The 26,889-nt window shown below is 72.7% G+C and carries 22 protein-coding genes and 1 pseudogene; 11 read left to right on the forward strand and 12 right to left on the reverse strand.

All coding sequences use genetic code 11. The features are described from left to right. Positions 1 to 25 precede the first annotated feature (25 nt). The 3 genes from QIS96_RS29150 to QIS96_RS29160 are packed head-to-tail and all read right to left on the reverse strand — an operon-like array spanning position 26 to position 2,960. Complete coding sequence (locus tag QIS96_RS29150) at positions 26 to 532, reverse strand: SH2 domain-containing protein (RefSeq protein WP_282545780.1); 507 nt, start codon at positions 530 to 532, stop codon at positions 26 to 28. Positions 533 to 587: 55 nt separating this feature from the next. Then, positions 588 to 2,204, reverse strand: a complete 1,617-nt coding sequence (locus tag QIS96_RS29155) for an alpha/beta hydrolase (RefSeq protein WP_282545781.1) — start codon at positions 2,202 to 2,204, stop codon at positions 588 to 590. A 6-nt stretch (positions 2,205 to 2,210) separates the two neighbouring features. Next, positions 2,211 to 2,960 carry a hypothetical protein gene (locus QIS96_RS29160; protein WP_282545782.1) on the reverse strand — a complete coding sequence of 250 codons (750 nt, stop codon included), beginning with the start codon at positions 2,958 to 2,960 and terminating at the stop codon, positions 2,211 to 2,213. A 403-nt stretch (positions 2,961 to 3,363) separates the two neighbouring features. Between QIS96_RS29160 and QIS96_RS29165 the strand changes: the two are divergent. The 3 genes and pseudogenes from QIS96_RS29165 to QIS96_RS29175 form a co-directional block, all read left to right on the forward strand. Next, positions 3,364 to 4,561: pseudogene (locus QIS96_RS29165) on the forward strand (AMP-binding protein); the annotation flags it as partial. Between the two features lie 371 nt (positions 4,562 to 4,932). After that, positions 4,933 to 5,667, forward strand: coding sequence for an enoyl-CoA hydratase family protein (locus QIS96_RS29170; protein ID WP_282545783.1), 735 nt, complete (start codon positions 4,933 to 4,935; stop codon positions 5,665 to 5,667). Further along, positions 5,655 to 6,257: a TetR/AcrR family transcriptional regulator gene (locus tag QIS96_RS29175; protein ID WP_282545784.1), complete on the forward strand. Its 603-nt coding sequence runs from the start codon at positions 5,655 to 5,657 to the stop codon at positions 6,255 to 6,257. Before QIS96_RS29170 ends, QIS96_RS29175 begins: the two co-directional genes overlap by 13 nt. A 10-nt stretch (positions 6,258 to 6,267) precedes the next feature. Here the strand turns inward: QIS96_RS29175 and QIS96_RS29180 are convergent, their stop codons facing one another. Next, positions 6,268 to 7,194 (reverse strand): alpha/beta hydrolase, encoded by a 927-nt coding sequence (locus QIS96_RS29180; RefSeq protein WP_282545785.1) that lies wholly within the window; start codon positions 7,192 to 7,194, stop codon positions 6,268 to 6,270. Positions 7,195 to 7,254: 60 nt separating this feature from the next. After that, on the reverse strand, positions 7,255 to 7,947 hold the full coding sequence (pdxH, locus tag QIS96_RS29185; protein ID WP_282545857.1) for a pyridoxamine 5'-phosphate oxidase: 693 nt from the start codon (positions 7,945 to 7,947) through the stop codon (positions 7,255 to 7,257). 398 nt (positions 7,948 to 8,345) lie between these two features. Here pdxH and QIS96_RS29190 point away from each other — a divergent pair, with 398 nt between their 5' ends. Together QIS96_RS29190 and QIS96_RS29195 are read left to right on the forward strand one after the other, a co-directional pair. Then, positions 8,346 to 9,446: a citrate synthase 2 gene (locus QIS96_RS29190; RefSeq protein ID WP_282545786.1), complete on the forward strand. Its 1,101-nt coding sequence runs from the start codon at positions 8,346 to 8,348 to the stop codon at positions 9,444 to 9,446. Between the two features lie 399 nt (positions 9,447 to 9,845). Beyond that, on the forward strand, positions 9,846 to 11,261 hold the full coding sequence (locus tag QIS96_RS29195) for a PAS domain-containing protein (protein WP_282545787.1): 1,416 nt from the start codon (positions 9,846 to 9,848) through the stop codon (positions 11,259 to 11,261). Positions 11,262 to 11,355: 94 nt separating this feature from the next. On the opposite strand, the gene QIS96_RS29200 is transcribed toward QIS96_RS29195, so the two are convergent. After that, the gene (locus QIS96_RS29200; protein WP_282545788.1) at positions 11,356 to 12,129 is read right to left on the reverse strand and encodes an SIS domain-containing protein; all 774 of its coding nucleotides are present in this window, start codon (positions 12,127 to 12,129) and stop codon (positions 11,356 to 11,358) included. Positions 12,130 to 12,356: 227 nt separating this feature from the next. Between QIS96_RS29200 and QIS96_RS29205 the strand changes: the two genes are divergently transcribed. Continuing rightward, a complete protein-coding gene (locus QIS96_RS29205) occupies positions 12,357 to 13,049 on the forward strand; it encodes a metal-dependent transcriptional regulator (protein WP_282545789.1) in 693 nt (230 codons plus the stop codon). 533 nt (positions 13,050 to 13,582) lie between these two features. Continuing rightward, positions 13,583 to 14,434, forward strand: coding sequence for an alpha/beta fold hydrolase (locus QIS96_RS29210; protein ID WP_282545790.1), 852 nt, complete (start codon positions 13,583 to 13,585; stop codon positions 14,432 to 14,434). 221 nt (positions 14,435 to 14,655) lie between these two features. Here QIS96_RS29210 and QIS96_RS29215 read toward each other — a convergent pair whose 3' ends face one another. From QIS96_RS29215 to QIS96_RS29225, 3 genes are all read right to left on the reverse strand, one after another. Then, on the reverse strand, positions 14,656 to 16,317 hold the full coding sequence (locus QIS96_RS29215) for a transporter (protein WP_282545791.1): 1,662 nt from the start codon (positions 16,315 to 16,317) through the stop codon (positions 14,656 to 14,658). Next, on the reverse strand, positions 16,314 to 17,087 hold the full coding sequence (locus QIS96_RS29220) for an ABC transporter ATP-binding protein (RefSeq protein WP_282545792.1): 774 nt from the start codon (positions 17,085 to 17,087) through the stop codon (positions 16,314 to 16,316). Before QIS96_RS29220 ends, QIS96_RS29215 begins: the two co-directional genes overlap by 4 nt. Positions 17,088 to 17,168: 81 nt before the next feature. After that, positions 17,169 to 17,828 carry a bifunctional DNA primase/polymerase gene (locus QIS96_RS29225; RefSeq protein WP_282545858.1) on the reverse strand — a complete coding sequence of 220 codons (660 nt, stop codon included), beginning with the start codon at positions 17,826 to 17,828 and terminating at the stop codon, positions 17,169 to 17,171. A 442-nt stretch (positions 17,829 to 18,270) separates the two neighbouring features. On the opposite strand from QIS96_RS29225, the gene QIS96_RS29230 reads away from it, so the two are divergent. Next, the gene (locus QIS96_RS29230) at positions 18,271 to 19,650 is read left to right on the forward strand and encodes a transcriptional regulator (protein ID WP_282545793.1); all 1,380 of its coding nucleotides are present in this window, start codon (positions 18,271 to 18,273) and stop codon (positions 19,648 to 19,650) included. Positions 19,651 to 19,844: 194 nt separating this feature from the next. Beyond that, entirely contained in the window at positions 19,845 to 21,800 is a 1,956-nt protein-coding gene (locus QIS96_RS29235; protein ID WP_282545794.1) for a hypothetical protein, read from the forward strand. 42 nt (positions 21,801 to 21,842) lie between these two features. On the opposite strand, the gene QIS96_RS29240 is transcribed toward QIS96_RS29235, so the two are convergent. Further along, entirely contained in the window at positions 21,843 to 23,165 is a 1,323-nt protein-coding gene (locus tag QIS96_RS29240) for an ABC transporter substrate-binding protein (protein ID WP_282545795.1), read from the reverse strand. Positions 23,166 to 23,282: 117 nt separating this feature from the next. On the opposite strand from QIS96_RS29240, the gene QIS96_RS29245 reads away from it, so the two are divergent. Together QIS96_RS29245 and purU are read left to right on the forward strand one after the other, a co-directional pair. Beyond that, the gene (locus QIS96_RS29245; RefSeq protein ID WP_282545796.1) at positions 23,283 to 23,783 is read left to right on the forward strand and encodes an SCO4402 family protein; all 501 of its coding nucleotides are present in this window, start codon (positions 23,283 to 23,285) and stop codon (positions 23,781 to 23,783) included. 68 nt (positions 23,784 to 23,851) lie between these two features. Further along, complete coding sequence (gene purU / locus QIS96_RS29250; RefSeq protein WP_282545797.1) at positions 23,852 to 24,724, forward strand: formyltetrahydrofolate deformylase; 873 nt, start codon at positions 23,852 to 23,854, stop codon at positions 24,722 to 24,724. A 57-nt stretch (positions 24,725 to 24,781) separates the two neighbouring features. On the opposite strand, the gene QIS96_RS29255 is transcribed toward purU, so the two are convergent. After that, positions 24,782 to 26,248 (reverse strand): zf-HC2 domain-containing protein, encoded by a 1,467-nt coding sequence (locus tag QIS96_RS29255; protein WP_408907279.1) that lies wholly within the window; start codon positions 26,246 to 26,248, stop codon positions 24,782 to 24,784. Beyond that, entirely contained in the window at positions 26,245 to 26,826 is a 582-nt protein-coding gene (locus QIS96_RS29260) for a sigma-70 family RNA polymerase sigma factor (protein ID WP_282545798.1), read from the reverse strand. The genes QIS96_RS29255 and QIS96_RS29260 overlap by 4 nt, the downstream gene beginning before the upstream one ends. Between the last annotated feature and the right edge of the window lie 63 nt (positions 26,827 to 26,889).

Genomic DNA, 26,889 nt, shown 5'->3' on the forward strand with positions numbered 1-26,889 from the left:
GGGAGACCCGGGCCCTCGCGGCCGCTCAGAACTGCTGCTGCTCCGCTCCCGGCGGAAGGAAGCAAGGGGTGGAGACGGAGAGGCGGATGGTGCCCGGCGGATTCACCGAGTCCGCGATGATGAAGCTGCCGTCCTTGTCGTTCTTGCCGTACAGGAGGGCCTCGGATTCCTTGGGGAACTCGCTGAAGCTGGTGATGCGTACGCCATGTGCTTCGAGCGCCTTGCGGATCTTGCGGATGGTGGCGATGTGCTGGTCCTGCGGGAGCGTGGCGTAGGCGGAGTAGAGCAAGGTGTATCGCCCGTCCTCCGGGACCTCGTCGTTCTTGCCGACGCACTCCTGGAAGCTCTCCCTGGGGGCGGGATCGTCGGTGATCTTCAGCTCCCCGTAGTGAGCCATGGCCTTGGTGTACTCCTTGGCCCAGGCCAGGGTGTCCGCGCGGCTCTTGCGCGGCAGGGGCTTGTTGATGTCATCCGCTTGCTGGGACATGCAGGCTCCGGTGAGGAGGACGGACAGGAGGGTCAGGGCAGCCACGGGGGCACGTTTGCGGAACATGGGCCTCGGGAGGGGTGGGGGCAGCAGTCATGGGTCAGCGGTTGTCGCGCTGGCTTGGCGGTACGTATTCCTCGACCGGCTTGCCGGCGATGATCCGCCCCTGGTTGGCGAGGCTCCGGCTGTTGTCGTCCCAGTAGCCGCTGTGGCCGCTGGTGTCGGTCTCGAAGCGGGTGCCGCCCCAGTCGGGGTGGGTCGGCCCGCGGCCGAGGGACAGGCCCTGGGCCCAGCCGATGCCGTCGTCCGAAGCCTGGCCGAAGTAGACGTTCTCCGTGTTGAGTTGGTCGGCCCGGTCCACCGTCATGCCGGGGCTGCCGACCGCGACGATGTTGTCCGCGTCCAGGCCTTCACCGTCGGACGCCGCGGCCCCGACGGTCGTACTGCCGTAGCTGTGGCCCAGGACGGTGAGGTTCGCCCGCTCGCCCTCGTGGGAGGCGCGCAGACCGTGGGTGAAGTCCCGCAGGGGCTGGGCGCCGTCCTCGGCCCGTTGGGTGGCGGCGACTTCAGTGTTCGCCTCCTCCAAGAGGGGCGCCTCCGGGGCGTCGTACCCCAGCCAGTACACCGTGGAGGTGGTCGTCCCCGGGTCCTCGTGCTCCGCCGCGTCCTGGAGCTTGCCGATACGGTTCAGCTGGCCGCCGGTGGAATCCATCGTGGTGGACGTGCCCGGGACCTGGACCGCTACGTTGTCCGCGGTGTCCGGGTTGCCCATGGCGATCACGGCTTTTCCGTCGCCGCCCGCATCGTGGTTGAGCAGGTACAACTGCTTGTTCTCCGGCGCACCGTCGCGCTTGTCGAGCTCCGCCTTGAGGGTCTCCAGGTTGTGCCGGCGCTCGTCGTTGCCGGGGACCGCGTAGGCGTCCGTGCGCCGCAGGGCGTTGAGCTCCTGCTCCATGCGCATCCGGTTGGCGTCGTCGCGGACGTCGGAGGGCAGACCGTCGGTGGTGCCGATTCTGTCCGGGTAGAGCGTCGCGTACTCCCGTTGCTCGTCGGCGTCCAGGCCCTTCCACCACTCGGCTGCGCCCTTGGGGTCGTCGGGTATCTTCGGCCCCTTCTCGCCCAGCCGGTCCATCACTTTGTCCACGTCGCGCGCGGACTCCGCGGCCATCTGCTTGTTCTTGTGGTCGAGGATCTCGCCGTCGAGCTCGGCCAGGGCCTTCTGTCCCTCGCCGCTGGCACGCAGGGCGTCGTCCACCGCCCGGTTGATCGCCACCTGGTAGTCCTGGAGCAGGGCTTCCTTGTTCAGGCGCTCGTAGCGGGTCTCGTCGCTCTCGTCCGGCTGCGGTTCCTCCCACTGCTTCGGGAGCCGGACGTTGCCATCGTCGTCGATCCTGAAGTGCTGGGCCTCAGCGTCGTTGACGACGGCACGTAGGTCCTTCTGCGCCTGCTCCATGCGCTGACGGGTGGTGTCGATCACCTTCGTGATCGCCATCGCCTCGGTCTGCACGATCTGGACCCTGGTCTCGATGTCCTCCAGGAAGCGCAGCGCGTTCTCCGCGTCGTCGCCCTCCCAGTTGGCGTGCAGCGGGCCCGTGACCTTGGTGCGGTGCATGTCGAAGGCGTCGTGCATCTTCCGGGACAGCTTCTCCCAGGAGGTGCCGGCGGCCTTGACGTCCGAGAAGTCCTGCTTGAACAGGAGACTGAAGTAAGAGGGCACAGCCGATCACCCGAAGTCGTTGAAGCGGTCAGGAGTGGGACCTTCGTTGCGCGCGGGACCGCCCTGGATTGCGTCAGGGTCGACGCTCGGCGTCACGGGTTGTGCGTTGCGCATTTCTTCCGGCGTCCAGTTGGCGCCGGGGTCGCGTGGGGCGGCGTGGGTTTCGGGGCTGGGTGTGTATGTGGGGGTGATGGGTTGTGCGTTGCGCATTTCTTCCGGCGTCCAGTTGGCGCCGGGGTCGCGTGGGGCGGCGTGGGTTTCGGGGCTGGGTGTGTACGTCGGCGTGACGGGCCGCGCGTCGAGCATTTCGCCCGCGGTCCAGCTCGCACGCGGATCCCGCGCCACACCGTGCGCCTCCGCCTCCGGCGTGTACGTCGGCATCGCCGGCTCGGCGTCCATGAAGTCGTCGATGCCGGGCCGCGCGGGGCCGCCCGGTACCGGCCCCGTGCCGGATCCCGCGGGTGCCGCCATCGTCTGGACGCCCGGCCCGGCGGAGGCGGGCGCGGAGGCGATCACGCCGCCGCCCGTCCCGTCGAAGGCCTCGAAGTCGCCGGCGACCAGCTCTTCGTTCCAGTCATGGGTCCTGGCCGTCTCGTGCAGATTGAACGAACCCGTGTCCATGCGGTGGTACAGGCCGTTGAGTCCGGTCTCCCAGCTCTCTTCGATCTGCTTCAACTCAGCCCCGAAATCCCACCCTTCCAGGGACTCCGCCGCCGCTTTGGTGTCCGCGACGGCCTTGTCGATCGGGCCCTTCACCTCGTCGGCGACGGTCCTCTCCGCACTCCCGGCCGCATGTAGATCTGACGGTGCCGCGCGCAATTTCCCGGCCATCCGTACCGCCTCCCCCGTATTAGTCGGACCAGCCTGAGCAGGCTATAACGCTGTGCGACATGCCATGCACATGGTCAGGGTCGGCATGCGGCATGCGGCAGGCGGCATGCGGCAGGCGGCCTTGGTCCTGCGCTGCGTCAGGCGGCGGGCGCCCGCCCGGTGTCGCGACGGTCCGCGCGCTCCCCGCCGCGCCGGACGCCGAATTCCAAGCCGCACTCCAAGCCGCACTCCAAGCTGAACCAGCACGCTTGATTGTTTCTGTGTCTGCTGCCACGCTCTGAGCCCCGCAGGGTCCTCGCACCGCACCCGAGGCAAGGGAGTGCGCACCATGGTCTTCCGCCGTGAGCACCCGGACGTCCCGCCCCTGGAACTCCCCATCCACGACGCCGTCCTGGGCGAAGCCCACACGTACGGCGACACCGAAGCCCTGGTGGACGGCCTCACCGGCGCCACCCTCACGTACGCCCAACTGAACGCCGCACACAGAAGAATCGCCGCCGGGCTCGCCGAGTCGGGCCTGCGCAAGGGCGATGTGCTCGCGCTGCACAGCCCCAACACCGTCCTGTTCCCCGCCGTGTTCCACGGCGCGACCCGCGCCGGCGTCGCCGTCACCACCGTGCACCCCCTCTGCACGCCGGAGGAGTTCGCCAAGCAGCTGCGCGACTCGGGGGCGAGCTGGATCGTCACCGTGTCCCCGCTGCTCGACGTGGCCCGCACGGCGGCCGAACTCGCGGGCGGCGTACGGGAGATCCTCGTCTGCGACGAGGCGGACGGTCACCGCGGCGTCCTCGAACTCGCCGCGTCCACCGCCCCCGAACCGCACGTCGACATCGACCCCGCCGAGGACGTCGCCGCCCTCCCGTACTCCTCCGGCACCACCGGCGTCCCCAAGGGCGTCATGCTCACCCACCGCAACATCGCCACCAACCTGGCGCAGCTGTACCCGAGCATGCCGATCGGCGCGGGCGAACGCGTCCTCGCGGTGCTGCCGTTCTTCCACGTCTACGGCCTCACCGCGCTGCTCAACGCCCCGCTGCGGCACGGCGCGACCGTCGTCGTGCTGCCCCGCTTCGACCTGGACGCGTTCCTCGCGGCGATCGAGAAGCACCGCATCACCGTCCTGTACGTGGCCCCGCCGATCGTCCTCGCCCTGGCCGAGCACCCGAAGGTGGCCGAGTACGACCTGTCGTCCGTGCGGCTCGTGCTCAGCGCCGCCGCGCCCCTGGACGCCGAGCTCGCCGCGGCCTGCGCGCGGCCGCCTCGGCCTGCCCGCGGTGATCCAGGCGTACGGCATGACGCAGCTCTCGCCCGGCACCCACCTCGTACCGCTCGACGAGCAGCGGCCGCCGCCCGGCACCGTCGGCAGGCTGATCGCCGGGACCGAGATGCGCATCGTCTCCCTCGACGAGCCGGGCCGGGACCTCGGGCCCGGCGAGCGCGGCGAGATCCTCATCCGGGGCCCGCAGGTCATGAAGGGCTACCTCGGCCGCCCGGAGGCCACCGCCGACATGATCGACGCGGACGGCTCTTGGGACTGCCGCCCCAGGCCCCCGCCCCAGGCCCCGCCCCAGGCCCCCGCCACGGGGCTGTGCCCCGGGGCCCCGCCCGCCCTTTCGGCTGCCGCGCCGTCGTGGCTGGTCGCGCCCACGCGGCGGCAGCCGCAAATGTCACAGCGCCGCGCCCCTGTCGGGGCACTTGAATCCAGCCCCTCCGGCGTTTGAGATGGGGGTCCCCCTGCTCGAGCGCAGCCGTGAGCTTGGGGGAGGGGGTCCGGGGGCGGAGCCCCCATAGCCGTCCGCCAGGACTTTCGGGAAGGGGCGGGGTGGGGAAGGAATCACGCATCGGGCCGAGCCGCGGACCGCGAGGCGCACTCATCGAAGGAAACCGAGGACCACGCATGAAGCAGCTGACCGTGAGCCAAGACCGCGGCGTCACCACGCTCACCCTGGACGCCCCGGAGAACCGCAACGCGCTCTCCGCCCAGCTCGTGAACGGGCTCGCGCAGGCCCTCGCCGAGTGCGGCAAGGACTCGGGCGTACGGGCCGTGGTGCTCACCCACAGCGGCCCCACGTTCAGCGCGGGCGCCGACCTGAAGGAGCCGCCGAACCCGTACGGCTTCGTGGCGCTGCTCCGGCAGCTGGTGGAGCTGCCCAAACCGGTCGTGGCGCGGATCGACGGGCATGTGCGGGCCGGCGGGCTCGGGCTCGTGGGGGCGTGCGACATCGCCCTGGCCTCCGCCGGCTCGGACTTCGCGTTCACCGAGGTGCGGCTCGGCGTCGCGCCCGCGGTGATCTCGCTGCCGCTGCTGCCCCGCCTGGAGCCGCGCGCCGCCGCCCGCTACTACCTCACGGGCGAGCGGTTCGACGCGGCGCGGGCGGCGGAGATGGGGCTCGTCACGGAGGCGGCCGAGGACGTCGACGAGGCCCTCGCGAGCGTTCTCGGGGCACTCCGCAAGGGCTCTCCGCAGGGGCTCGCGGAAGCGAAGGCCCTGGCCACGGCTAGAGTCCTGGAGACCTTCGACCGCGACGCGGAGGACTTCGTACAGCGTTCTGCCTCGCTGTTCGCGTCCAAGGAGGCGCGGGAAGGAATGACGGCATTCTTCGAACGACGGGATCCTGCATGGGTGTTGTGAGCGCCACGGCTCGATCGGACCGCTACCCCAAGCAGGACCGCAGTCGAGCCACCCGCCAGAAACTCCTGGAGGCCGCGGTGGCCTGCCTCGCCGAGCACGGCTGGACGGGCTCCACGGTCACGGTCGTCGCCGAGCGCGCCGGAGTCTCCCGGGGCGCGGCCCAGCACCACTTCCCGACCCGCGAGGACCTGTTCACGGCGGCCGTCGAGTACGTCGCCGAGCAGCGGTCCAGCGCGCTGCGGGAGCTGCCCGCGCAGGACCGCAGGTCGGTCGTGGCGGCGCTCGTCGACCTCTACACCGGGCCGCTGTTCCGCGCCGCCCTGCACCTGTGGGTGGCCGCCTCGCACGAGGAGCAGCTGCACGCGCGGGTCACCGAGCTGGAGGCGCGGGTCGGCCGCGAGACGCACCGGATCGCGGTGGAGCTGCTGCGGGCGGACGAGTCCGTGCCCGGCGTGCGCGAGACGGTGCAGGGCTTCCTCGACATGGCCCGCGGCCTCGGCCTCGCCAACGTCCTCACCGACGACCGGGCCCGGCGCGAGCGGGTCGTCGAGCAGTGGGCGGGCCTGCTGGACGGGGCGCTGGGGGACTGACGGGCCGTCTCTACTGCTGGGCGCCCGGCGCGATCCGGTCGCGCAGCCAGGCCTCGGCGTCGCCGAGCGCCGTCCTGGCCAGTGCCGTGGGGTGGGCCGTGAAGCCGTGCGGCGCCTCGGGGTAGACCCGCAGGTCGACGTCGTTGCCGGCCGCCGACAACCGGCCCGCGAGCGCCAGGTTGTCCTCCAGGAGCACATCCGCGCCGCCGACGGTCAGCAGGGCCGGCGGGAGCCCGTCGAGGACGCCGTAGAGGGGCGAGATGTCGGGGACGGTGCGGTCCTCGGCGTGGCCGACGTACGCCTGCAGGAAGTACTCGTCCGCGATGCGGCGACCGGCCGGGGTCCGCGCGCTCAGGTCGTACGTGCCGAACTCCAGCGCGGCGCCCGTGAACCGGTCGACGGCGTCCCTGTCGCGCAGCCGGAGCAGGGTGGCGAAGGCGAGCGTGGCGCCCGCGGAGGTCCCGCCGATCGTGAGCCGGGACGTGCCGAAGCGGGCCTCGGCCTCCTCGACGAGCCAGAGCGCCGCCGCCTCGCAGTCGTCGGGCGCGGCCGGCCAGGGGTGCTCGGGGGCGAGCCGGTAGTCGACGCTGACGACGGCCGCCTGCAGGGCGTCGGCGAGCTCGCGGTTGCGTACGTCCCGGTGCGCCGCCGAGTCCATGTAGAAGCCGCCGCCGTGCACGTCCAGGTGGACGCCCCGCGGCGGACCCCCGGCCGGGGTGAGGATCCGGACGGGGACGCGCACCCCCGCGGCTTCGACGGTCTCCGCCACGGCCGGCGGGTCGGCGGGGCGCGGAGCAGGCCGCTGCGCCCGCACCTCCATGAGCTCCGCCCGCGAGGCGGGGCCACGGCCCGCCGCCCTCGCCGCGTAGAACTCCCGGGCTTCGTCGACCTGCTCGGCGGGCACGTCGGCGAAGAATGCCTCAAGCGCGAACCGCACGCGCCCTCCTCGGTGATCGGTGTTCGGTGTCGGTGGTCCGTGTCCACGGTTCCAGGCGGTCTACGGCGCCAGGCGCTCCAGCCGCCAGCCGTCCGAGCCCGGCTCCCGTACGTACCGCAAGCGGTCGTGCAGCCGGTTCTCGCGGCCCTGCCAGAACTCCACGCTCTGCGGGACCACGCGGAAGCCACCCCAGTGCGGGGGCACCGGAACCTGCTCGCCCTCCGGGTAGCGCCGCTCCAACTCCGCGTACGCCGTGTCGAGTTCAGCGCGCGAGCCGATCACCGTCGACTGCGGGCTCGCCCACGCCCCGAGCTGCGAGCCGTGCGGCCGGGTGCGGAAGTACGCCGCCGTCTCGTCCCGCCCGGTGCGCAGCGCCGAGCCCGTGACGATCACCTGCCGCGCCATCGGATGCCAGGGGAAGAGCAGCGAGACGTACGGCTGTGCCGTGAGGTCGCGGGCCTTGCGGGACTCGTAGTTGGTGAAGAAGACGAAGCCGCGGTCGTCGTACGCCTTCAGCAGGACCGTGCGCGTACTGGGCCGGCCCTCGGCGTCGGCGGTGGCGACGACCATCGCGTTCGGCTCGTACAGGGCGCCCTGCTCCTCGGCCCGCGCGGCGTCGTGGAACCAGCGGGCGAACTGCGTCATCGGGTCGGCCGCGAGAGCGTCGGGGGTGATGCCCTCGGCGCGGTAGTGGCGGCGCATCGCCGCGGGCTCGGGCGGCGGCACGGGGTCGGAAGCGTTCACGCGGCTCATCCTGCCGTACGCGTACGGGAGTTCACCCACCCGCTGGTGGCACTGAGTGCCAGTTGGGCTCACTCGAAGTGGCACTGAGGGCTCCCCAAAAGCCGCACCAGGGGTTATCGTCCGAGGACCGCCCGAGTCGGCCGGGTGACCACCGGCCGCACGGGGCATCACACCGGGACGACCGACCCGGAACGCGAGTCCCAGAGACGGACCGCGGAACCGGACAGGACCCGCAGACCCTCCGAAGCAGCACCCGCGAGCAGCAATCAGCACCCCCGAAATCAGCACCCCGAAACAGCACCTTGGAAGCAGCGTCGTCGTCAGCGCACGCAGCCGCAGCCGCAGCCGCAGCCGCAGCCGCAGCACCGCACCCCGCCCCGCACGCCCACCTCAAGAGGAGCCGCCTGATGTCCGACTTCGTACCCGGCCTTGAAGGAGTCGTCGCGTTCGAGACGGAGATCGCCGAACCCGACAAGGAAGGAGGCTCGCTCCGCTACCGCGGCGTCGACATCGAGGACCTCGTCGGCCATGTCTCCTTCGGCAACGTGTGGGGCCTCCTGGTCGACGGCGCCTTCAACCCCGGTCTGCCGCCCGCCGAGCCGTTCCCCATCCCGGTGCACTCCGGCGACATCCGCGTCGACGTGCAGTCCGCGCTCGCCATGCTCGCCCCGGTCTGGGGCCTGAAACCGCTGCTCGACATCGACGCCGCCCAGGCCCGCGACGACCTCGCCCGCGCCGCCGTGATGGCCCTGTCGTACGTCGCCCAGTCGGCGCGCGGCCAGGGCAAGGCGATGGTGCCGCAGCGCGAGATCGACAAGGCGTCCAGCGTCGTCGAGCGGTTCATGATCCGCTGGCGCGGCGAGCCGGACCCCAAGCACGTCAAGGCCGTCGACGCCTACTGGACCTCCGCCGCCGAGCACGGCATGAACGCCTCGACGTTCACCGCCCGCGTCATCGCCTCGACCGGCGCCGACGTGGCGGCCGCCCTCTCGGGCGCGGTCGGCGCCATGTCGGGCCCGCTGCACGGCGGCGCCCCGTCCCGCGTCCTCGGCATGATCGAGGAGATCGAGCGCACCGGCGACGCCAAGGCGTATGTGAAGAACGCCCTCGACAAGGGCGAGCGTCTGATGGGCTTCGGCCACCGCGTCTACCGCGCCGAGGACCCGCGCGCCCGCGTCCTGCGCCGTACGGCCAAGGAGCTCGGGGCGCCGCGCTTCGAGGTCGCGGAGGCCCTGGAGAAGGCGGCCCTTGAGGAGCTGCACGAGCGCCGCCCCGACCGGGTCCTGGCGACGAACGTGGAGTTCTGGGCGGCGATCATGCTGGACTTCGCCGAGGTCCCGGCGCACATGTTCACGTCGATGTTCACCTGCGCCCGCACCGCGGGCTGGTCGGCGCACATCCTGGAGCAGAAGCGCACCGGCCGCCTCGTCCGCCCCTCGGCCCGCTATGTCGGCCCGAGCGCGCGCACGCCGCAGTCGATCGAGGGCTTCGGGGGGACCGCGGCCTGACAGCCTCGCCGTACGGTCCTTGAACGCAGACGATCCGCGGGCCATGGTTCCCGCCGCGCTGGGCGGCGGGAAGCCGGCCGGACAATACCGGCGGCCCGCGGATCGGGTGACTGCGTTGGATTGGCCGGCTGCGCGCTCAAGCGCACGCGGGTCCGGCACCGCACTGAGTGCGACAACGGGCCGCTAGCCCGCAGTCACCTCTCCTGTCCGGTTTGCATACATCTGCCGAACCACCTCCTTTCCGAAGTGCTTCCAGCGTAGGAACCCGCCCCGGCCCTCACAACCCAATTTTTTCCCGGAACTTGGTGTGGGGTGCGTCACGTTCGAGTTGAATGATCCTTGTGCACTGCATGCGCGGTGCATGCCGCAAGGCTCACTCGTCCTGCAGGGGGTGGCCAGGTGAGTGCTTCCCGGCACAGTGGAACGACCGACGCAGCCGACAACGCCGACGGCGCGGACAACACGGCCGCCGGGCGCGAAGGCCCCGCGTCCGACGACCTGCTCGCGGCGCTCCTCGACGGCATGGACGCGGCACTCTGCGCCCTCGACGCCGACGGATCGATCACGCACTGGAACCGCGAGGCCGAGCGCATCCTCGGCTGGACCGCCGACGAGGCCGTCGGCCGCCAGGGCTTCGCCGGCTGGGCCGTGCGCACCGCCGACGCCGCCGAGGTCGAGGAGCGGCTGCTCTCCGCGATGTCCGCGCCCGGCCGCCAGGTCCACGAGTTCGCGCTGCTCACCAAGGACGGCCGCCGGGTGCTCGTGCGCACCCAGTCCGCCGCCGTGCGCGGTCCGGACGGCGAACCGGCGGGCGTGTACTGCGCGTTCAGCGAGGTCCACACCCAGATCGACCTGGAACGCTCCATCGCCCTCAGCGAGGCCCTCTTCGAGGACGCCTCCTGGGGCGTCGTCCTGATCGACGCCGACCTGCGCCCCGCCGTCGTCAACGCGTACGCGGCCCGCCTTCTCGGCACCAACCGCACCGCGCTCCTCGGCCGCCCCCTCGGCGAGCTCCTCAGCCAGGGCGTCGAGGAGCTGCAGAGCGCCCTCACCCACGTACTCGCCGAGGGCGCGCCGCCCGCGCCTGCCGAACTGTGGGTGTCGGTGCGCGGCGCGGACAGCACCGAGGGCGAGCGGCGGCGCTGCTGGCGCAGCGGCTTCCTGCGCCTCGCCTCACCGCTCGCCGAGGAGCCCGTGCCGCTGGGCGTGGGCTGGCTCTTCCAGGACGTCACCGAGGCCAAGCTCGCCGAGCAGGAGGCCGCGCAGCTGCGGTTCCGCGGCAACCAGCTGCAGCGCGCGGCGCGGGCCGCGGGCGAGTGCGAGGACCCGATGGAGGCGGCCGGCGTCCACCTGGACTTCGCCCTCGCCGGATTCGCCGACCACGCGCTGCTCGACGTCGTCGACCTGAGCGACGGCGTTCCTCAGCTGGACCCGCCGCGCCTGGTCAGGGCCGCCGCCACCCCGGCCGAGGCGCCGGGCCCGGTGGCGCCGGGCGACCGGTCCTGGCTCCCGCTGCGGTACGCGGAGGGCCATCCGGCGCTGCAGTGCGTGGCCCGTACGGGATCGGTGCGCGCGAGCGCGAGCAGCGGCGCGGCGGCCGGGGAGTGGGCGCGGGCACGGCAGTGGCCGGAGGACTCGGTGCACGCCCTGTGCGCGGTGCTGCGCAGCCGGGGCGTGACGCTCGGCGTGGTCACGTTCCTGCGCTCGGCCGGCCGCACCCCGTTCGAGCGCTCCGACGCCGCGTACGCGGAGAGCGTCGCGGCCCGGGTCGCCTGCGCCCTCGACCTGGCGCAGACGGTGGGGCGAGAAAATTGATGTCTCACAGTGACATCAAAAATCCGAGGGCCTCCCGGGGTGCACCGCCCCCGGTCCTGCCGGTCCCACCCGTCCCCCGGTCTCCCGGTGCGCCTCAGCGTCGGTAGAAGATCCGGTCCCCGTACTCCTCGAAGACCCGGCCGTTCCACTCGTGCCCGCCGTCCACGTTGCCCGAGCGCAGCATCGGCGGGTCGAAGCCGCGGGCCGCGAGCTCGCCCGCCGCGGCCGCCATCGTGGCCTGCAGCAGTGCGTTCGTGACCACGCTCGACGCCGGCCCGAACGGCGCGGCCACACCCGGCGCGGTCAACTCCGCGTCCCCGACCGCGATCTTGCTGTCGAGCACCACGTCGCAGTGGTCCTTCAGGAAGCTCCCCGACACATGCCGCGAGCGGGTCTCGGACGCGTACACCACCGAGGTCACGCCGATCACCTTCAGACCGAGCGCGCGGGCGTTCATCGCCATCTCGACCGGCAGCGCGTTCCGCCCCGACAGCGAGATGATCACCAGTACGTCGCCGGGCCGGGCCGGGCTGGTGTCGAGCACGGCCGCCGCGAGACCGTCGACCCGCTCAAGGGCCGAGCCGAGCGTGGCGGGCATGACGTCCACGCCGACGACGCCGGGCACCGCGAGCAGGTTCATCAGGGCCAGACCGCCCGCGCGGTACACCACGTCCTGCGCGGCGAGCGAGGAGTGCCCCGCGCCGAAGGCGAACAGCCGGCCGCCCGACTCGACGGTGTCCGCGATCGCGGTGGCCGCGGCGGCGATCGCCGCGCCCTCCTCGTCCCGCGCCCGCTCCAGGAGCCCGATCGCCGCGTCGAAGTACTCTCCGGCCAGCTTGTTCTCGCCGCCGTCGCTCGTGGGGCTCATCGCCGAGGGCCTCTCCCGGGAAGGTGCCTGACAAGGGCGGCATGGATGCCTGCCGCGGATCACGTTGCGGTCTGGACCAGTGCCCTGTCAATACGGCCCCCGGCCCCGTATCCCCCGGCACGGCACGGTTGTCGGCGCTATGCGTCAGAATTGATGCAGGGCCAGCGCAGGACGCTGCGGAGCGCACGTCCGCAGCTCTCTTTTCTGTCACAGCATGAGGGGCACGTATGTCCGGACTGATCGATACGACGGAGATGTATCTCCGCACCATCCTCGAGCTCGAGGAGGAAGGTGTGGTCCCCATGCGCGCCCGGATCGCCGAGCGGCTCGACCAGAGCGGCCCGACGGTCAGCCAGACGGTGGCGCGCATGGAGCGCGACGGACTGGTGTCCGTCGCCAGCGACCGGCACCTGGAGCTCACCGACGAGGGCCGTCGCCTGGCCACCCGCGTGATGCGCAAGCACCGGCTCGCCGAGTGCCTGCTCGTCGACGTGATCGGCCTGGAGTGGGAGCAGGTGCACGCCGAGGCCTGCCGCTGGGAGCACGTGATGAGCGAGGCCGTGGAGCGCCGCGTCCTCGAACTGCTCAGGCACCCCACCGAGTCGCCGTACGGCAACCCGATCCCGGGTCTTGAGGAGCTGGGCGAGAAGGCCGAGGCCGATCCCTTCCTCGACGAGGGCATGGTCAGCCTGGCCGACCTGGAGGCGGGGGGCGACGGCAAGACGGTCGTCGTGCGCCGCATCGGGGAGCCGATCCAGACGGACGCGCAGTTGATGTACACGCTGCGGCGGGCCGGTGTGCAGCCGGGCGCCGTGGTGAGCGTGACGCAGTCGCCGGGCGGAGTCCTGGTCGGCAGCAGCGGCGAGGCCGCCGAGCTGGAGGCGGACATCGCCTCGCACGTGTTCGTGGCCAAGCGCTAGTCGGTCGCGCTTTCTCATCCCTGCCCGTCGGGTTCCGCCCGGCGGGCAGAGCTGTGTCAACTGCCGTACGGACGGCGGGGCTTGGGGCTACGATTCCGAGATTCACGTGCGGAATCGGAGCGGCCGGGCGTTTTGCGTGCAAGCCTGTCCCGTGAGGCTTTTGGTTCGGCGCCGCGACGGGCGTACGAGCGGGGCTCCACCGGTTCGGGGAGGGGCAGGGCGATGGGCCGTACGGAACGGGTGAGCCCCGGCGCCGTGAAGCGCCGGGGCCCTTCCTCCCCTGTGCTGACCTGGAGCCCCGAGCTCTCAAGGTCAATCCCGTCGGACCGTTTTCCCCGAGCGGCCCGCCTCCCGCTGAAGATCTCCCCTCGGCTGCACGCGTCAATCCTTGAGTGCGGTCACTCGAACGAGGGGTGTTGCTGTCAGGACCCCTATTCTCGAATGGGGGTTCGATAACGTGGCTCGTACGGCGTGAAAGCGGCGTACGGGGCGACTCAAGGGAACTCGGGCCCGTCAAAGGGGGTGCCAGGAAGATGCGGCGCATCGACGTGATCGGGGCGGGAGGCACAGGCCTCGCCGCCTGGGAGTTCGGAGAGCCTCCCAAGACCCAGGAGGCCGAGGGGCCGGGCGTGCTGTTGCTGCACGGCCTGATGGGCCGAGCCACGCACTGGGCGGGCACCGCAGCCTGGCTCGCCGAGCGCCACCGCACGGTCGCCCTCGACCAGCGCGGCCACGGCGACAGCGACAAGCCCGCCGGGCCGTACACGCGGGAGGCCTACGTCGAGGACGCCGAGGCCGCCCTCGTCCAGCTGGGCCTGGCCCCCGCGGTCCTCGTCGGGCACTCCATGGGCGCCCTCACCGCCTGGCAGTTGGCGGCGCGCAGGCCCGACCTGGTGCGCGGGCTGATCATCTGCGACATGCGGGCCTCCGCGCTCGGCGCGGCCTCGCAGCGCGAGTGGACCGACTGGTTCAGGACCTGGCCCGTGCCGTTCGCGACGCTCGACGACGTCCGCCGCTGGTTCGGCGAGGACGACCCCTGGGTGGAGCGCCCGGACCCGGCCCGCGGGGCGTTCTACGCCGAGGTGATGGCCCGCTCCGAGGACGGCTGGCGGCCCGTCTTCGACCCGGCCCAGATGCTCACCTCCCGGGCGACCTGGGTGACCGATGCGCACTGGGAGGAGCTCGCACAGGTCCAGTGCCCGGCGCTCGTGGTTCGGGGGCTGGACGGGGAGTTGGGGCGTGCCGAGGCTCAGGAGATGGTGCGGGTTCTGCCCCACGGGGCGTATGCGGAGGTCCCTGACGCCGGTCACCTCGTCCACTACGGCCACCCCACGGCCTGGCGCACGGCGATCGAACCGTTCCTCCACGGAGCCCTCATCGGCTGACTGCCTTTTCTCTTCCCCTCCCCGCCCCTTCCCGAAAGCCTGCGGCGCTTGTTGTTCGGCTGCCGCGCCGTCGTGGTCGCTCGCGCAGTTCCCCGCGCCCCTGAAAAACCAGCCCCTCCGGCGTTTGCGGAGCGGGGGTCCGGGGGCGGAGCCCCCGAAGCTGCTGCAAGCTTTCGGGAAGGGGCGGGGAGGGGAGAAAGCAGCGGCGCGGCGGAGCGCCGTCACCCCCGGCTGACCGCCGACAGGATCTCCGGCAACCGATCCGCAACCCGCGGCGCGGCCAACCGCAGGCCCGCGAGGACCAGCCCGTACCCGTACAGCGCCCCCACCCCCAGCACCAACTCCCCCCACCCACCCACCACATGGAGCCAGATCGACAGGGCGATCACCGGCGTGCACAGCAGGGCCGCGCCCACCATCCCGCCGAAGACGGAGATCCAGGCGAGCCCCGCCTGCCCGGGAGCGACGTTCTTGTACCCCTCCTGCGGGATCGAGTACGGGAACCGCGCCGAGGCCCACGCCCCCGTGGCCAGCATCGCCCCGAGCAGCGCGAGGGACAGCCCGAGGACCTCGGCGAGCCGGCCCCAGTCGCCGAGCACCCCCACCGTCACGACCACCACGAACGCCGCGTACGGCACGGTCACCAGGCTCAACGCCAGGGCGCGGGCGCGCAGTTCGGCGTACGCGTCCGGTGCGGAGGAGATCGTCATCGCGACCATCCAGAACGCCGACGTGTCCTGGCCGAACTGGTTGTACATCAGGATGCCGAGCATGCCGGAGGCGAAGCAGGCGATGTAGACCGAGCCGGTGCCCTGCAGGGCGTTGAACAGCGGCACGATCAGGCCGATGGCGAGCGACGTCACCCAGGCGGCTTTCGTCTTCGGGTCCCGCCAGATGTACCGCAGGCTGCGCTCCATCACCGCGCCCGTGCGCCCCGGGGGCAGCAGCCGGGACAAGCCGTGCGCGCCACCCCGGCCCCCGCCCCGCCACCGACCCCGACCCCGGTCCCGGGACGGCTCGGCGGCCTGCAGCGTGGACCCGTCCGGCGCCGTCATCAGCCGCGTCAGGCTGCGCCCCCAGAACGCCACGAGCACGGCCAACACCACGCCGCACAGCGCGAGTTGGGCGAGGCCCGTCCCGTACGCGCCGCGGCTCATCGAGTCGACCGCGCCGATCGACGCCGACGGCGGGAGCCAGCGCAGCACCTCCGCCGCCGGATCCAGCTTCGCGAGGCCGCCCGGCGCGCTCAGCCGCTGCGCGCCGAAGTTCACCACCTGCGCGCCGACCGCGATCAACAGGCCGCTCAGCACCGCCAGATCACGGCCCTTGCGGCTGCTGAGGAGCCGGATGTTCGCCGAGGCGACCGCCCGCGCGAGCGCCACGCAGAGCAGCAGCGCGAGCGGTACGGCGACGACCCCCGTGAGCAGCCCCGCCGCGCCCCGCCCCACCGCGACCGCCGAACCGACCGCGAAGCAGAGCGTGAACAGCGGCCCGATGCCCACCAGCGACGTCACGAGAAGCGCCCGCACCAGCGGCCGCGGCCGCAGCGGCAGCATCACCAGGCGAGTGGCGTCCAGGGTCTCGTCGCCGCTCGCGAAGAACAGCGGCATCACCGCCCAGCCGACGGCCAGGACGGCCGTCGCGAGCACCGTGACCGTCGCGGCGTGCGTGCTGTCGCGCAGCGCGAGCAGCCCGAGCAGGAGCAGTGCGGCGCCGGCCAGGGCGAAGAGGACGGAGGCGAGATACGCGGCCCTGCGCCCCGCCGACTGCCGCAGCCCGTTGCGCAGCAGCGCCAGCTTCAGCCGTACGAAGGTCGACACCAAGGGCGAGCTGGGCCCGGGGGCGTCCGCAGCCGTGGTCGTGCCGTCCGTAGCCGTCGTCATCGGGTGCCGCCGCCCAGCCAGTCCAGGCTGTCCCCGGCGTCCCGGCCGGTCGCGCCGACCAGTTCGAGGAACGCGCTCTGCAGCGACGGGGCGCCGCCGCGCACCTCGGCGAGCGGGCCGTGCGCCCGGATGCGGCCCGCGGCCATCACCGCGACCCAGTCGCACAGCGACTCCACCAGCTCCATGACGTGCGAGGAGAACACCACCGTCGCGCCGGACGCGGTGTAGCGCTCCAGGACGCCGCGGATGGTCTGCGCGGAGACCGGGTCGACGCCCTCGAACGGCTCGTCCAGGAACAGCACTTCGGGGTTGTGGAGCAGCGCCGCGGCCAGGCCGATCTTCTTGCGCATGCCGGTCGAGTAGTCCACGACGAGCTTGTGCTGCGCACCGCTCAGGTCCAGTACGTCGAGCAGCTGGCCCGCCCGCTGGTCCACCTCGTCGCCCGGCAGGCCGCGCAACCGCCCGCTGTACGCGAGGAGTTCACGTCCCGACAGCCGCTCGAAGAGCCGCAGCCCCTCCGGCAGCACCCCGATCCGCGCCTTCACCTCGACCGGGTCGCGCCACACGTCGTGCCCGACCACCTCGACGCTGCCCTGATCCGGCCGGAGCAGCCCGGTGATCATGGACAGCGTGGTGGTCTTGCCCGCGCCGTTCGGCCCGACCAGGCCGATGAACTTCCCCGCGGGCAGGGCCAGATCGATCCCGGCGACCGCGACCTGCTCGCCGAACCGCTTCCACAGTCCTTGTACACGTACGGCGTCCGCTGTCACGTCTTCCGCCCTTTCGTCACGGTGTGTCTGCGGCCACGATACGGAGAGAGACAGCCCCGGACGACGGTGCGGATGCGACCTCTACGGCCGCCGCTCCCGCCCGCACGCGTACGCCAGCGGGCTGATCAGCTCCTCGGTGTCCGGCAGCCAACGGTTCGCCGGGGTGGGCCGGCGCACCCACTGGACCGCGCCGCGACCGCCGACCCGGGTCGGCGGCGCCGCCACCCAGTCGCCCTCGGCGAGCACCCGCAGGTCGAGCGAGGCGGGCGGCCAGCCCAGCTTGCGCACCAGGTCGGGGGCCTTCGCCGCGGCGCCGGGCAGTACGAAGAACTGCATCCGGCGGCCCGGCGTGAGCGTCACAGGGCCGAGCGCGAGATCCATCCGCTCCATCCGCGCCAGCGCCAGGAACCCGGCGGTCTCCGGCACGTCGATCGCGTCGAACGTGCGCCCCGTCGGCAGCAGGATGGACGCCTTCGGCTGCTTCGCCCACAGCCGGCGGGCCACGGTCTCGCTGCCGGTCGCCTGGTCCGTCCAGTCCTCGCGTACGGGATGGGCGCCGGGCGCGGCGCAGGAACCGTCCCCGCAGCTGCACTGCTCGACGCCGCCCTCGGCCTCCAGCCAGGCGCCGGGGAACACGTCCCAGTGCCGCTCTTTCGCGTAGCGCACCGCGGTGTCGGGCAGCTGTTCCCCGCGCTGCTGGGGGACCTGCGCGGTCTGGGCGACTTCGATGGTCTCTTCCACGTCCAGCTCAACTCCCGCCGTCACCTTGGGTTACGCCTTCCCATCCGCCTGTTCGCGGCCCGCTCGTGGGGAGTTGACCTGGGCGGTTCGGACGCCGCTCGGGTACCGGGACCCGGCGCATCGTTCCTGCACATGGGGCGCACGGGTGCATGGCCGGGGGCGCGCACGCGGATCGGCAGCGGGGGGCGGGTAGCCGCTTGAGGAGAGGGGTTTCCGGAGGCCGACCGACCGGCCGGGGCAGCGGCCTGGGTATCGGCCTGGGTGGGCGTCCCAGGCGTACGACAGCTGTACGGCAGTGCGGCAGTCATGTGGCAGCCATACGGCGGCTATGTCGCGCTATGCCGGAAATTGTTCCGCATTTTCGTCGACCCGATGGGCATCGATCACCGGGGACGCAACTTCCGGATCTTCCGGATCATCCGGCGCACACAGGGGGTACGCCATGGCCGCAAGGCCTCTCGTCGCGCGACAGCCCAACGAACGGCTGCAGGCGCTCATCCAGGAGGCCGGCTGTTCCAACGCCGGCCTCGCCCGCCGCGTGAACATGTGCGGCGCCGAGCACGGGCTCGATCTCCGGTACGACAAGACCTCCGTGGCCCGCTGGCTGCGCGGACAGCAGCCGCGCGGCCGCGCGCCCGGCATCATCGCCGAGGCGATCGGCCGCAAGCTCGGCCGCGCGGTCACGATCGACGAGATCGGGATGGCCAACGGCAGGAACCTGGCCTCCGGCGTCGGCCTGCAGTTCTCGCCGACCGTGCTCGGCGCCGTCGAGCAGGTCTGCGAGCTGTGGCGCAGCGACGTCGGCCGGCGCGACTTCCTGTCCGGTTCGACCGTCGCCGCGTCCGCGCTCGTCGAGCCCAGCCGGGACTGGCTGATCTCCGCGGCGGACGCCCAGGTCGCCAGGACCGCGGGCACCCGCGTGGGCCGCTCCGACGTCGCCGCCGTACGCGCGATGACCGAGTCGCTCGTCCACCTCGACCACCAGTACGGCAGCGGACACGTACGCCCGGTCGTCGTGCACTACCTCAACTCCGTCGTGTCCGGGCTGCTCGCCGGGGCCTACCGGGAGGCCGTCGGGCGTGAACTCTTCGCCGCCGTGGCCCGGTTGACGGAACTCGCCGGCTACATGGCGGTGGACACCGGGCAGCCCGGCCTCGCCCAGCGGTACTACATCCAGGCCCTGCGCCTGGCCCAGGCCGCCGGCGACCGCGGCTACGGCGGGTACGTGCTGGCCGCGTCCATGAGCCACCTCGCCGCGCAGCTCGGCAACCCGCGCGAGATCGCCCAGCTGGCCAGGGCCGCGCAGGAGGGCGCGCGCGGCCGGGTCACGCCGCGGGCCGAGGCGATGTTCTACGCCGCGGAGGCGCGCGGGCACGCCCTGCTCGGGGACGCCCGCTCGACGCACACCGTGGCGGCCCAGGCGGAGGCCGCCCTGGAGCGGGCCGACTCGGCGGTCGAGGACCCGGTGTGGATCCGGCACTTCGACGGGGCGTACCTCGCGGACGAGCTCGCGCACTGCCACCGTGACCTCGGCCACGCGGAGGCCGCCGCGCGCGCCGCCCAGGACTCCCTCGACGGCCACCCCGAGTCCCGCGCCCGGCGCCGCGCCATCGGCCTGGTCCTCCTGGCCACGGCCCAGCTGCAGCAGCGCGAGGTCGAGCAGGCCTGCCACACCGCCACGCGGGCGATGGAGCTGCTCGGCACGCTCCGCTCCGACCGGGGCGCCGAGTACCTGGAGGACTTCCGGGACCGGCTCGCCCCCTTCCGCGAGCAGCCGGCGGTGCGGGAGTTCGGCGCCCGGCTGCAGGAGCGGGCGGCGTGAGGTGTTCCACGTCTCGTGAGGCATTCCACGTTCCCGTGAGGCATTCCACGTCCCTTCGGTGAACCGCCGGTTACGGCTGGTCACGGAACGGATCGCGGGGGAGGAGCGGGGGAGGAGCTGCGTAGCAGCGGCCTCGCGGGACCCGGTAGCGTGAGCCGACGATTCCGTAGGTCCCCCCATAAGTAGGAGTCCCGGTGACGCAGAGCGGACAGGGCGAGGAGCCGCAGATACCCGCGGCACGGCCCGCGCACGAAGGTGTCGTGCTGCCCGCGGACGGCGGCGAGCCGCTGGTGCCGGGCGCCTACGGAGACCAGGCCGTGCCCGCGGGCGGTACGCCGTGGGGGCAGCCGTGGGGCCCGGACGCCCCGCAGGCCGCGCCCTCGTACGGCCAGGGCGAGGGCTTCGCGCCGGGCCAGGCCTGGGGCCAGGACCCGCAGGCGTACGGGATGCCCCCGCAGCAGCCCCCGTACGGCGGAATGCCGCAGCAGCCGCAGGCCCCGCAGGCGTACGACCAGTACCCGCCGCAGCAGCCCGCCGCCCCGCAGCAGTACGCGCCGCAGGAGCAGCAGCCGTACCCGCCGCAGAACCAGCAGCCCTACGCGCAGGACCAGCAGCCCTACGCGCAGCAGTACGAGCCCCAGCAGCCCCAGCAGCCCCAGCCCCAGCCCCAGCCCCAGCCTCAGCCGCAGCAGCCCGCGCCCGGGATTCCGGCGCAGCAGTCGGCCCCTGGCCTGCCGCCCGCACAGCAGCCGCAGGCCCCGCAGGCCCCGCAGGCCCCGCAGGTCCCCCAGGCGCCGGAGGCTTCGGGCGGCGGGCTCCCGCCGGCGCAGCCGCTCGGTGCGCTGCCCCCGCAGCCTCAGCCCCAGCCGCAGCAGCAGTCCCAGCCGCAACCCCAGCCGCAGCCCGAGCCCGCCTCCGCGTTGCCTGAGCCGCACCGGTCGCAGTCCGGCGCCGCGATGCCGCAGCCGCAGCAGCCCCCGCAGGCCGCTCCGCTTCCGCCCGTCGCGCCCGGCGGAGCCCCCATGCCGCCCGCCGACGCCGAGGCGACGCAGTACCTGTCCTCCGTACCGCAGAACGCACCGCAGAACGCGCAGGGCGACCAGGGCGACCAGGGCGGCGGCGAGTCCAACTCCCAGGGCTCGTACGGCGGTTCGCAGGGCGCTCCGCTTCCCGGTGCGCTGCCGCCGGAGGCGCCCGCCGCCGACGCGACCCAGTTCCTCGGCCGGCAGTCCATGCCGCAGCCTCCGGCCGCGGGCGGCAACCCCGACTCCGAGGCCACGCAGTACATCGCGCCGGTGCCCCCGGCGCCCGCGGCCGCCCCGTACGGCATCCGGCCGGGCGCGCCCGGCGACCGGCAGCCGCCCGCCGAGTTCGACAGCCTCTTCCGCAGCGAACCGGCCGGTGCGGGCGGCGGCGCCGACTCCACCCAGCAGATGCAGATGCCGCAGTTCAACCAGCCGCCGGCGGGTCCGGGCGCGGGGCAGGCGCCGTACGCGGGACAGCCGCAGCCGTCGAACCGTCGTACGGGCTCGAAGGTGCCGCTGTTCGCCGCGATCGGTGTGGCCATCGCGGTGCTCGGCGTCGGCGCGGGCGCGCTGATCGCGACGGGCGGCGAGGACGAGAAGAAGGACGAGCCGAAGAACGCAGCGGAGTCGAAGCCCGCCGAGAAGCCGTCCCCGACCGTCGACCCGGCCGAGGAACAGGCCGTGGTGCTCGACAAGTTGCTCGCCGAGAGCAACGACAGCCGCGAGTCGGTCATCAACTCGGTGAAGAGCATCGAGGCCTGCCGCAACCTCGACCAGGCCGCCATCGACCTGCGCGACGCCGCGAAGCAGCGCAACGGCCTGGTGACCCGGCTCGCCCAGCTGGAGGTCGACCAGCTGCCCGAGAACGCGACCCTGACCGCGGCCCTCAACAAGGCCTGGAAGGCGTCCGCTTCGGCTGACAACCACTACGCCGCGTGGGCCGACCAGGTCGCCGCGAAGGGCAAGAAGGGCTGCCACAAGGGCAAGGCCCGCAGCACCAAGGAGCGCGCCGCGGGCGACGCCGCCAGCAGCCAGGCCACCGCCGCGAAGAAGGAAGCGGCGCCGCTGTGGAACAGCATCGCCGGCAAGTACGGCCTGACGAAGCACAGTTGGATCCAGCTGTGACCGCCCGGCCCTGACGGCTCAGGAGGCCTCCCTCCCGGCAGATCAGGAGGCCTCTTCCAGCGTCCGCGACACGTCCACCGCGGACTTGCGGGCCGCCACAAGACGCCCGTCGCGCACCACTTGGTACGTCACGTTCGCGTTGACCAGGCGCGGGAACTCACTCGCCGCCACGGTGTCCTCGAAGCGCCAGCTGAGCGTCGGCGTGAGCCCGCCCGTCTCGGCGCGCACCCCGTCGTCGAGCGCCCGCGCCACCGTCCGCGCGGTCACCTCGCCGTCCCCGAGCGACTCGACGACCTGCCGGAACACGGTGTACGCGATCCACGTCGTCTGCACTCCGGCGTTCGCCGGGTCGATCCGGTGGTCCCCGAAGGCCTCTTCGCGGATCACCTTGCGCATCGGCTCCCAGCGCGGGTCGTCCGCCGCCGGGTACCAACTCGTCACGTACGCGCCCTCGTACGGGCCTGACGCGCCGCCCGTGCGGTCCACCGAGGTCTGGTCGACGCTGCCGAGGACCGAGGAGATCCGCACCTTCTGGTGGTCCTCCTGGGTGCGCCGGAACGAGTCGAAGAAGCTGTCCGTGCGGTCGCCGAGCGCGGCCGTCACACAGCCCTCGCGGGCCTGCTCGGCGGCGCCCTCGCGGCCGAGCGCGGTGGCGACGGAGCGGTCGGCGCCCGCGGCGCTCAGCGCCTGCTCGGCCTGCCGCGTGTAGTCGCCGGAGTCCTCCGCCGCGAGGATGTCCGTGGCGGGCTTCCGATGCCCCTGCGCCAGGCCGGAGTTGAGCAGGCCGGGCAGCAGGTCCCCGGCGAGCGTGTCCGGTCGTACGAGGGAGACGCGCGAGCAGTCCCGGGCCAGCTGCCGCCCGTTGCCGGCGAGCAGCGCGACGACGCCGCCGTTGACCGGGAACGACATGGGGCTGACGAACTCCTCCTCGGTCAGGCCGTACCCGCCGATGTACGGGATGCCCGCGGCCTCCAGCGGGGAGAGGAAGGCCTGCCCGTACTGGCTGTAGGAGCCGACGACGGCGGAGACGTTCTCCTTGACCGCGCGCCGGGCGCAGTTCGCGGCGCCCACCGAGTCGTTGTGGTCGTTGCAGGTGAGGACCCGGAGCTTGCGTCCGTTCAGGCCGCCGTTCTCGTTGACCCAGCGGGCGTACGCGCGCGCCATCGCGGGCATGCCGGGCATGTCGGTCGCCTCGGTCTTGTCGGGCGCCCAGGTCATCACGGTGACGGTCTCGTCGGAGCCCCCCGACGACCCGGGGAGCGCGCCGCAGCCGACCGCCGACGACGCGACCGCCGCCAGGGCCGTCACCGTGAGGGCGGAGGTCTTGAGGGGGCGGGGGAGCTTCGAGTGGCGGCGGACGGTCATGGTCACGCACCATTCCGGTCGGTCCCTAACCTTTGAGTGATCTTGTCTCAACGGTGGGTGACGTGAAGGTGAACTCCAGGGGTCGGTCAGGCCGTGCGATCGGGGAACGTACGATCGATGACCGTGCAAAGCTCGGAGAAGTCTTCCCGTCGCGGCCGCCGCTCCTCCACCATGGGCGGCATGCCTCTGAACGACATGCCGTGGTGGCGCTGGCGCAGCAACGTGCGCTCGGCGCTGCACATGCTCGCGGACCCGGAGTTCCAGCAGACCGTCTGGCTCGCGGGCGTCGACGGGTACGGGGACGTGACGGACGCGGTCTACCGCCTCGTCGAGGACACGTGGCTCGACAACTGGTCCGCGGAGAAGTACGTGGGGACGATCTTCCGCGACTCGCAGGAGGCGGCCCTCGTGGACGTCGCCGTGCTGCGGGTGCTGCGGATCATGCACCAGGTCGGCCCCGACGCCCCGGTCTCCGCCTACCTCGGCCACCACGGCTGGGACGAGGCCGTGCGGGCGGCGCGGGACGCGCATGTGCGGTTGGCCACGAGCGACGGCGAGGACCCGGACGTGCCGCCGCACACGCTTGAGGTTCTGCGGATCCTCACGACGTCGGCCTAGTCACCGTCGGACCGGAGGGCCCCCGGCACCGGGGTGCGGCCCAGCAGCGGGCAGGTAGCCTTCGCGGTATGACCGCACAGCCCGACACCCCCGTCGCCGACCAGTACGTCCTCACGCTGTCCTGCCCCGACAAGCAGGGCATCGTGCACGCCGTGTCCAGCTATCTGTTCATGACCGGCTGCAACATCGAGGACAGCCAGCAGTTCGGCGACCACGACACCGGGCTGTTCTTCATGCGGGTGCACTTCTCCGCCGAGGCCGTGAGCGCCGAGAAGCTGCGCGCCAGCTTCGCCGCCGTCGGCGACTCCTTCCACATGGACTGGCAGATCCACCGGGCCGACGAGAAGATGCGCATCGTCCTGATGGTCTCCAAGTTCGGGCACTGCCTGAACGACCTGCTGTTCCGGGCCCGTACCGGCGCCCTGCCCGTGGAGATCGCCGCCGTGGTCTCGAACCACACGGACTTCGCCGAGCTCGTGGGCTCGTACGACATCCCCTTCCACCACATTCCGGTGACGAAGGAGAACAAGGCCGAGGCCGAGGCGCAACTGCTCGATCTGGTCCGCAGGGAGAACGTCGAGCTGGTCGTCCTCGCCCGCTACATGCAGGTGCTTTCGGACGACCTGTGCAAGGCGCTCAGCGGCCGGATCATCAACATCCACCACTCGTTCCTGCCGAGCTTCAAGGGTGCCAAGCCCTACCACCAGGCGCATGCGCGTGGTGTGAAGCTGATCGGCGCGACCGCTCACTATGTGACGGCCGACCTCGACGAGGGCCCGATCATCGAGCAGGAAGTCGAGCGCGTCGGCCACGAGGTCACGCCGCAGCAGCTCGTCGCCGTCGGCCGGGACGTGGAGTGCCAGGCGCTCGCCCGCGCCGTGAAGTGGCACAGCGAGCGCCGCGTCCTCCTCAACGGCCGCCGCACGGTCGTCTTCGCGTAAGCCTTTTCGTACGGCTTCGTACGGCTTCGTACGGCTTCGTAGGGCTTTGTGCGGCGGCTACATCCGGCTGAGTGAGGCCGCCGCGGACAGCACGTCCCGGATCGCCTCGCGGTCGCCGTCCTGCCCGGCCGCGGCGTCCTCGGGCGGTACGTGTCCGGCGGCGAGGCGGCAGAACTCCACGCAGTCCAGGGCGACATGGGCCACTTCGTGCTCCGCGGTGGCGACCGCTCCCGGTGAGTCGAGCGGGATCAGCCACTCGCCGCCGCCGTGCCCCTCGACCTCAAGGCGCAGGCTGCGCCCGGGTGTTCCGGCCGCGACCAGCTCCTTCGCCGGCGTGGCCAGGCCCGACCTGCGCCGCTCGGCGAGCGCGCCGGGCAGCATGCGGGCGGCGAGGTCGATCATCCGGTTGAGGTGGCGGGGCGCGGGCGGTTTGTACGGGTAGTCGACCGCGTCCGCGATGTCGTCCGCGTGCAGCCAGCATTCGAAGGCGCGGTCGAGCATGGAGTCCCGCAGGGGCAGCGTGAACTCGCCGTAGGGCACGGCCAGTTCGGCGGAGCCGCCGCCCGCGAAGGACACGGTTCTGATGATGGTGTGGCTCTGCTCCCGCCACGGCAGCCGCATGGCGCGGGTGGGCGGGAACCGGGACGCGTTCCAGTACGCATCGGTGCGGGCGGTGGGTGAGCTGTCGACGAGGAGGGCGCGGGCGGCCTCGGGTAGCGGGTCCTCCAGGCCGAGGGTGGTGGCGACCAGGCCGTCGACCGTGAGGAGGTGCGCGATGACTCCGGCGACGGTGGTGCGACGGCTCGTGGGACGGTCCTCCTCGTACCACTTGAGGCGGACCGGGGCGTGCCATTCGCCGTTGCCGAAGTCCTTGAGCAGGGCGTCGAGCCGGGCGGTCTCGGCGTCGTAGGGCGCGGCCCAGTCGGGGACCGGTATGCGGGGCGGGCGGCGGTCGAGGCAGTTGGTGAGGACGCGGGAGCGCAGGCCCGGGTCGAGGTCGAGGCTCTCCTCGGGGTGCAGCAGGCCGACGGCGTCGCGCAGCCGCAGCGCCTCGTCCGCGCAGGCGCCGCAGCTGCCGAGGTGCAGCTCGACGGCGGCGGCCTCCTCGGCGGAGCAGGCGGTGAGCGCCCAGGCGCCGAGCAGGGACTTGAGGACCTTGTGTTCGAGCACGGGCGGCGGGGTGGGAGCGGGCGCGGCGGGGAGCGGCGGCGGGTCGGGCAGGGGGCGGCCGGTGTCCTCTATCGAGCTGCGCGGTGGCGGTATGCGCAGGCCACCGCCGCGCGCGGGCCGTTCACCGGGGCGCTCGCCGGTGTCCTGGCCCGGCACGCCCGGCACGCCCGGCACTGCCCCCGGGGCGTCTTCGGCGAGGGCGCCGCCGGTGGCGACGTCCTCGTCCGTGCGGCCGTGGCAGGGGTCGCTCTCGCCGTGCCGGTCCTGTCGATCGTGCCGGTCCTGTCGGTCGTGACCTTCGCAACCCTCGTGGCCTTCGTGGCCGTCGTCCGGCTCGAAGGGGTCGGCGTTCACAGTGCGCTCCCGTAGCCGGGCGGAGGGGCGGCGGCCGGCCGCTGTTCGTTCGCCGTGGACAGGAGCTGGAGGCCGAGGCGCAGCCGGCGCCGGGCCTCGTCCTCGGTCACGCCGAGGTCGGCGGCGGTCTGGCGGTAGTCCCGCCGCTGGAAGTAGGCGAGCTCGAGGGCGGCGCGCAGCGGGGCGGGCATCGACGTCACGATGTAGTCCGCGCGGGCGGCGACGGAGGCTCGGCGGACCTTCTGCTCCATGTCCTCCGTGGTGCCCTGGCCGCCGTCGGCGAGGGCCGCGGTCTCGGTCTGCCGCAGCCGCGACACCGCGTACCGGTGCGTGAGGCTTGCGACCCAGGAGCGCAGGGAGCCCTTCTTCGGGTCGTACTCCTCGGGGTTCTCCCAGACGTGGGCGAAGACCTCGCGGGTGACCCGGTCCGCCGCCGCGTCGTCGTCGAGCACGCGGTGGGCGAGGCTGTGCACGAGGGAGGCCAGCCTGTCGTAGAGCTCGCCGAGCGCGGCCGCCTCACCGCGTGCGAGCCGCTGCTGCATCTTGCGGTCCCAGCGGGGCGGTGCGTCCTTCGCCATGTGGCCCCCTCCTGCCGTGGCACGACCGTACCTTCGCGAACCCTCCATCGAATGTAGTGCCAG

It is taken from the genome of Streptomyces cavernicola, assembly GCF_029968035.1.
GTDB classification, from domain to species: domain Bacteria; phylum Actinomycetota; class Actinomycetes; order Streptomycetales; family Streptomycetaceae; genus Streptomyces; species Streptomyces cavernicola.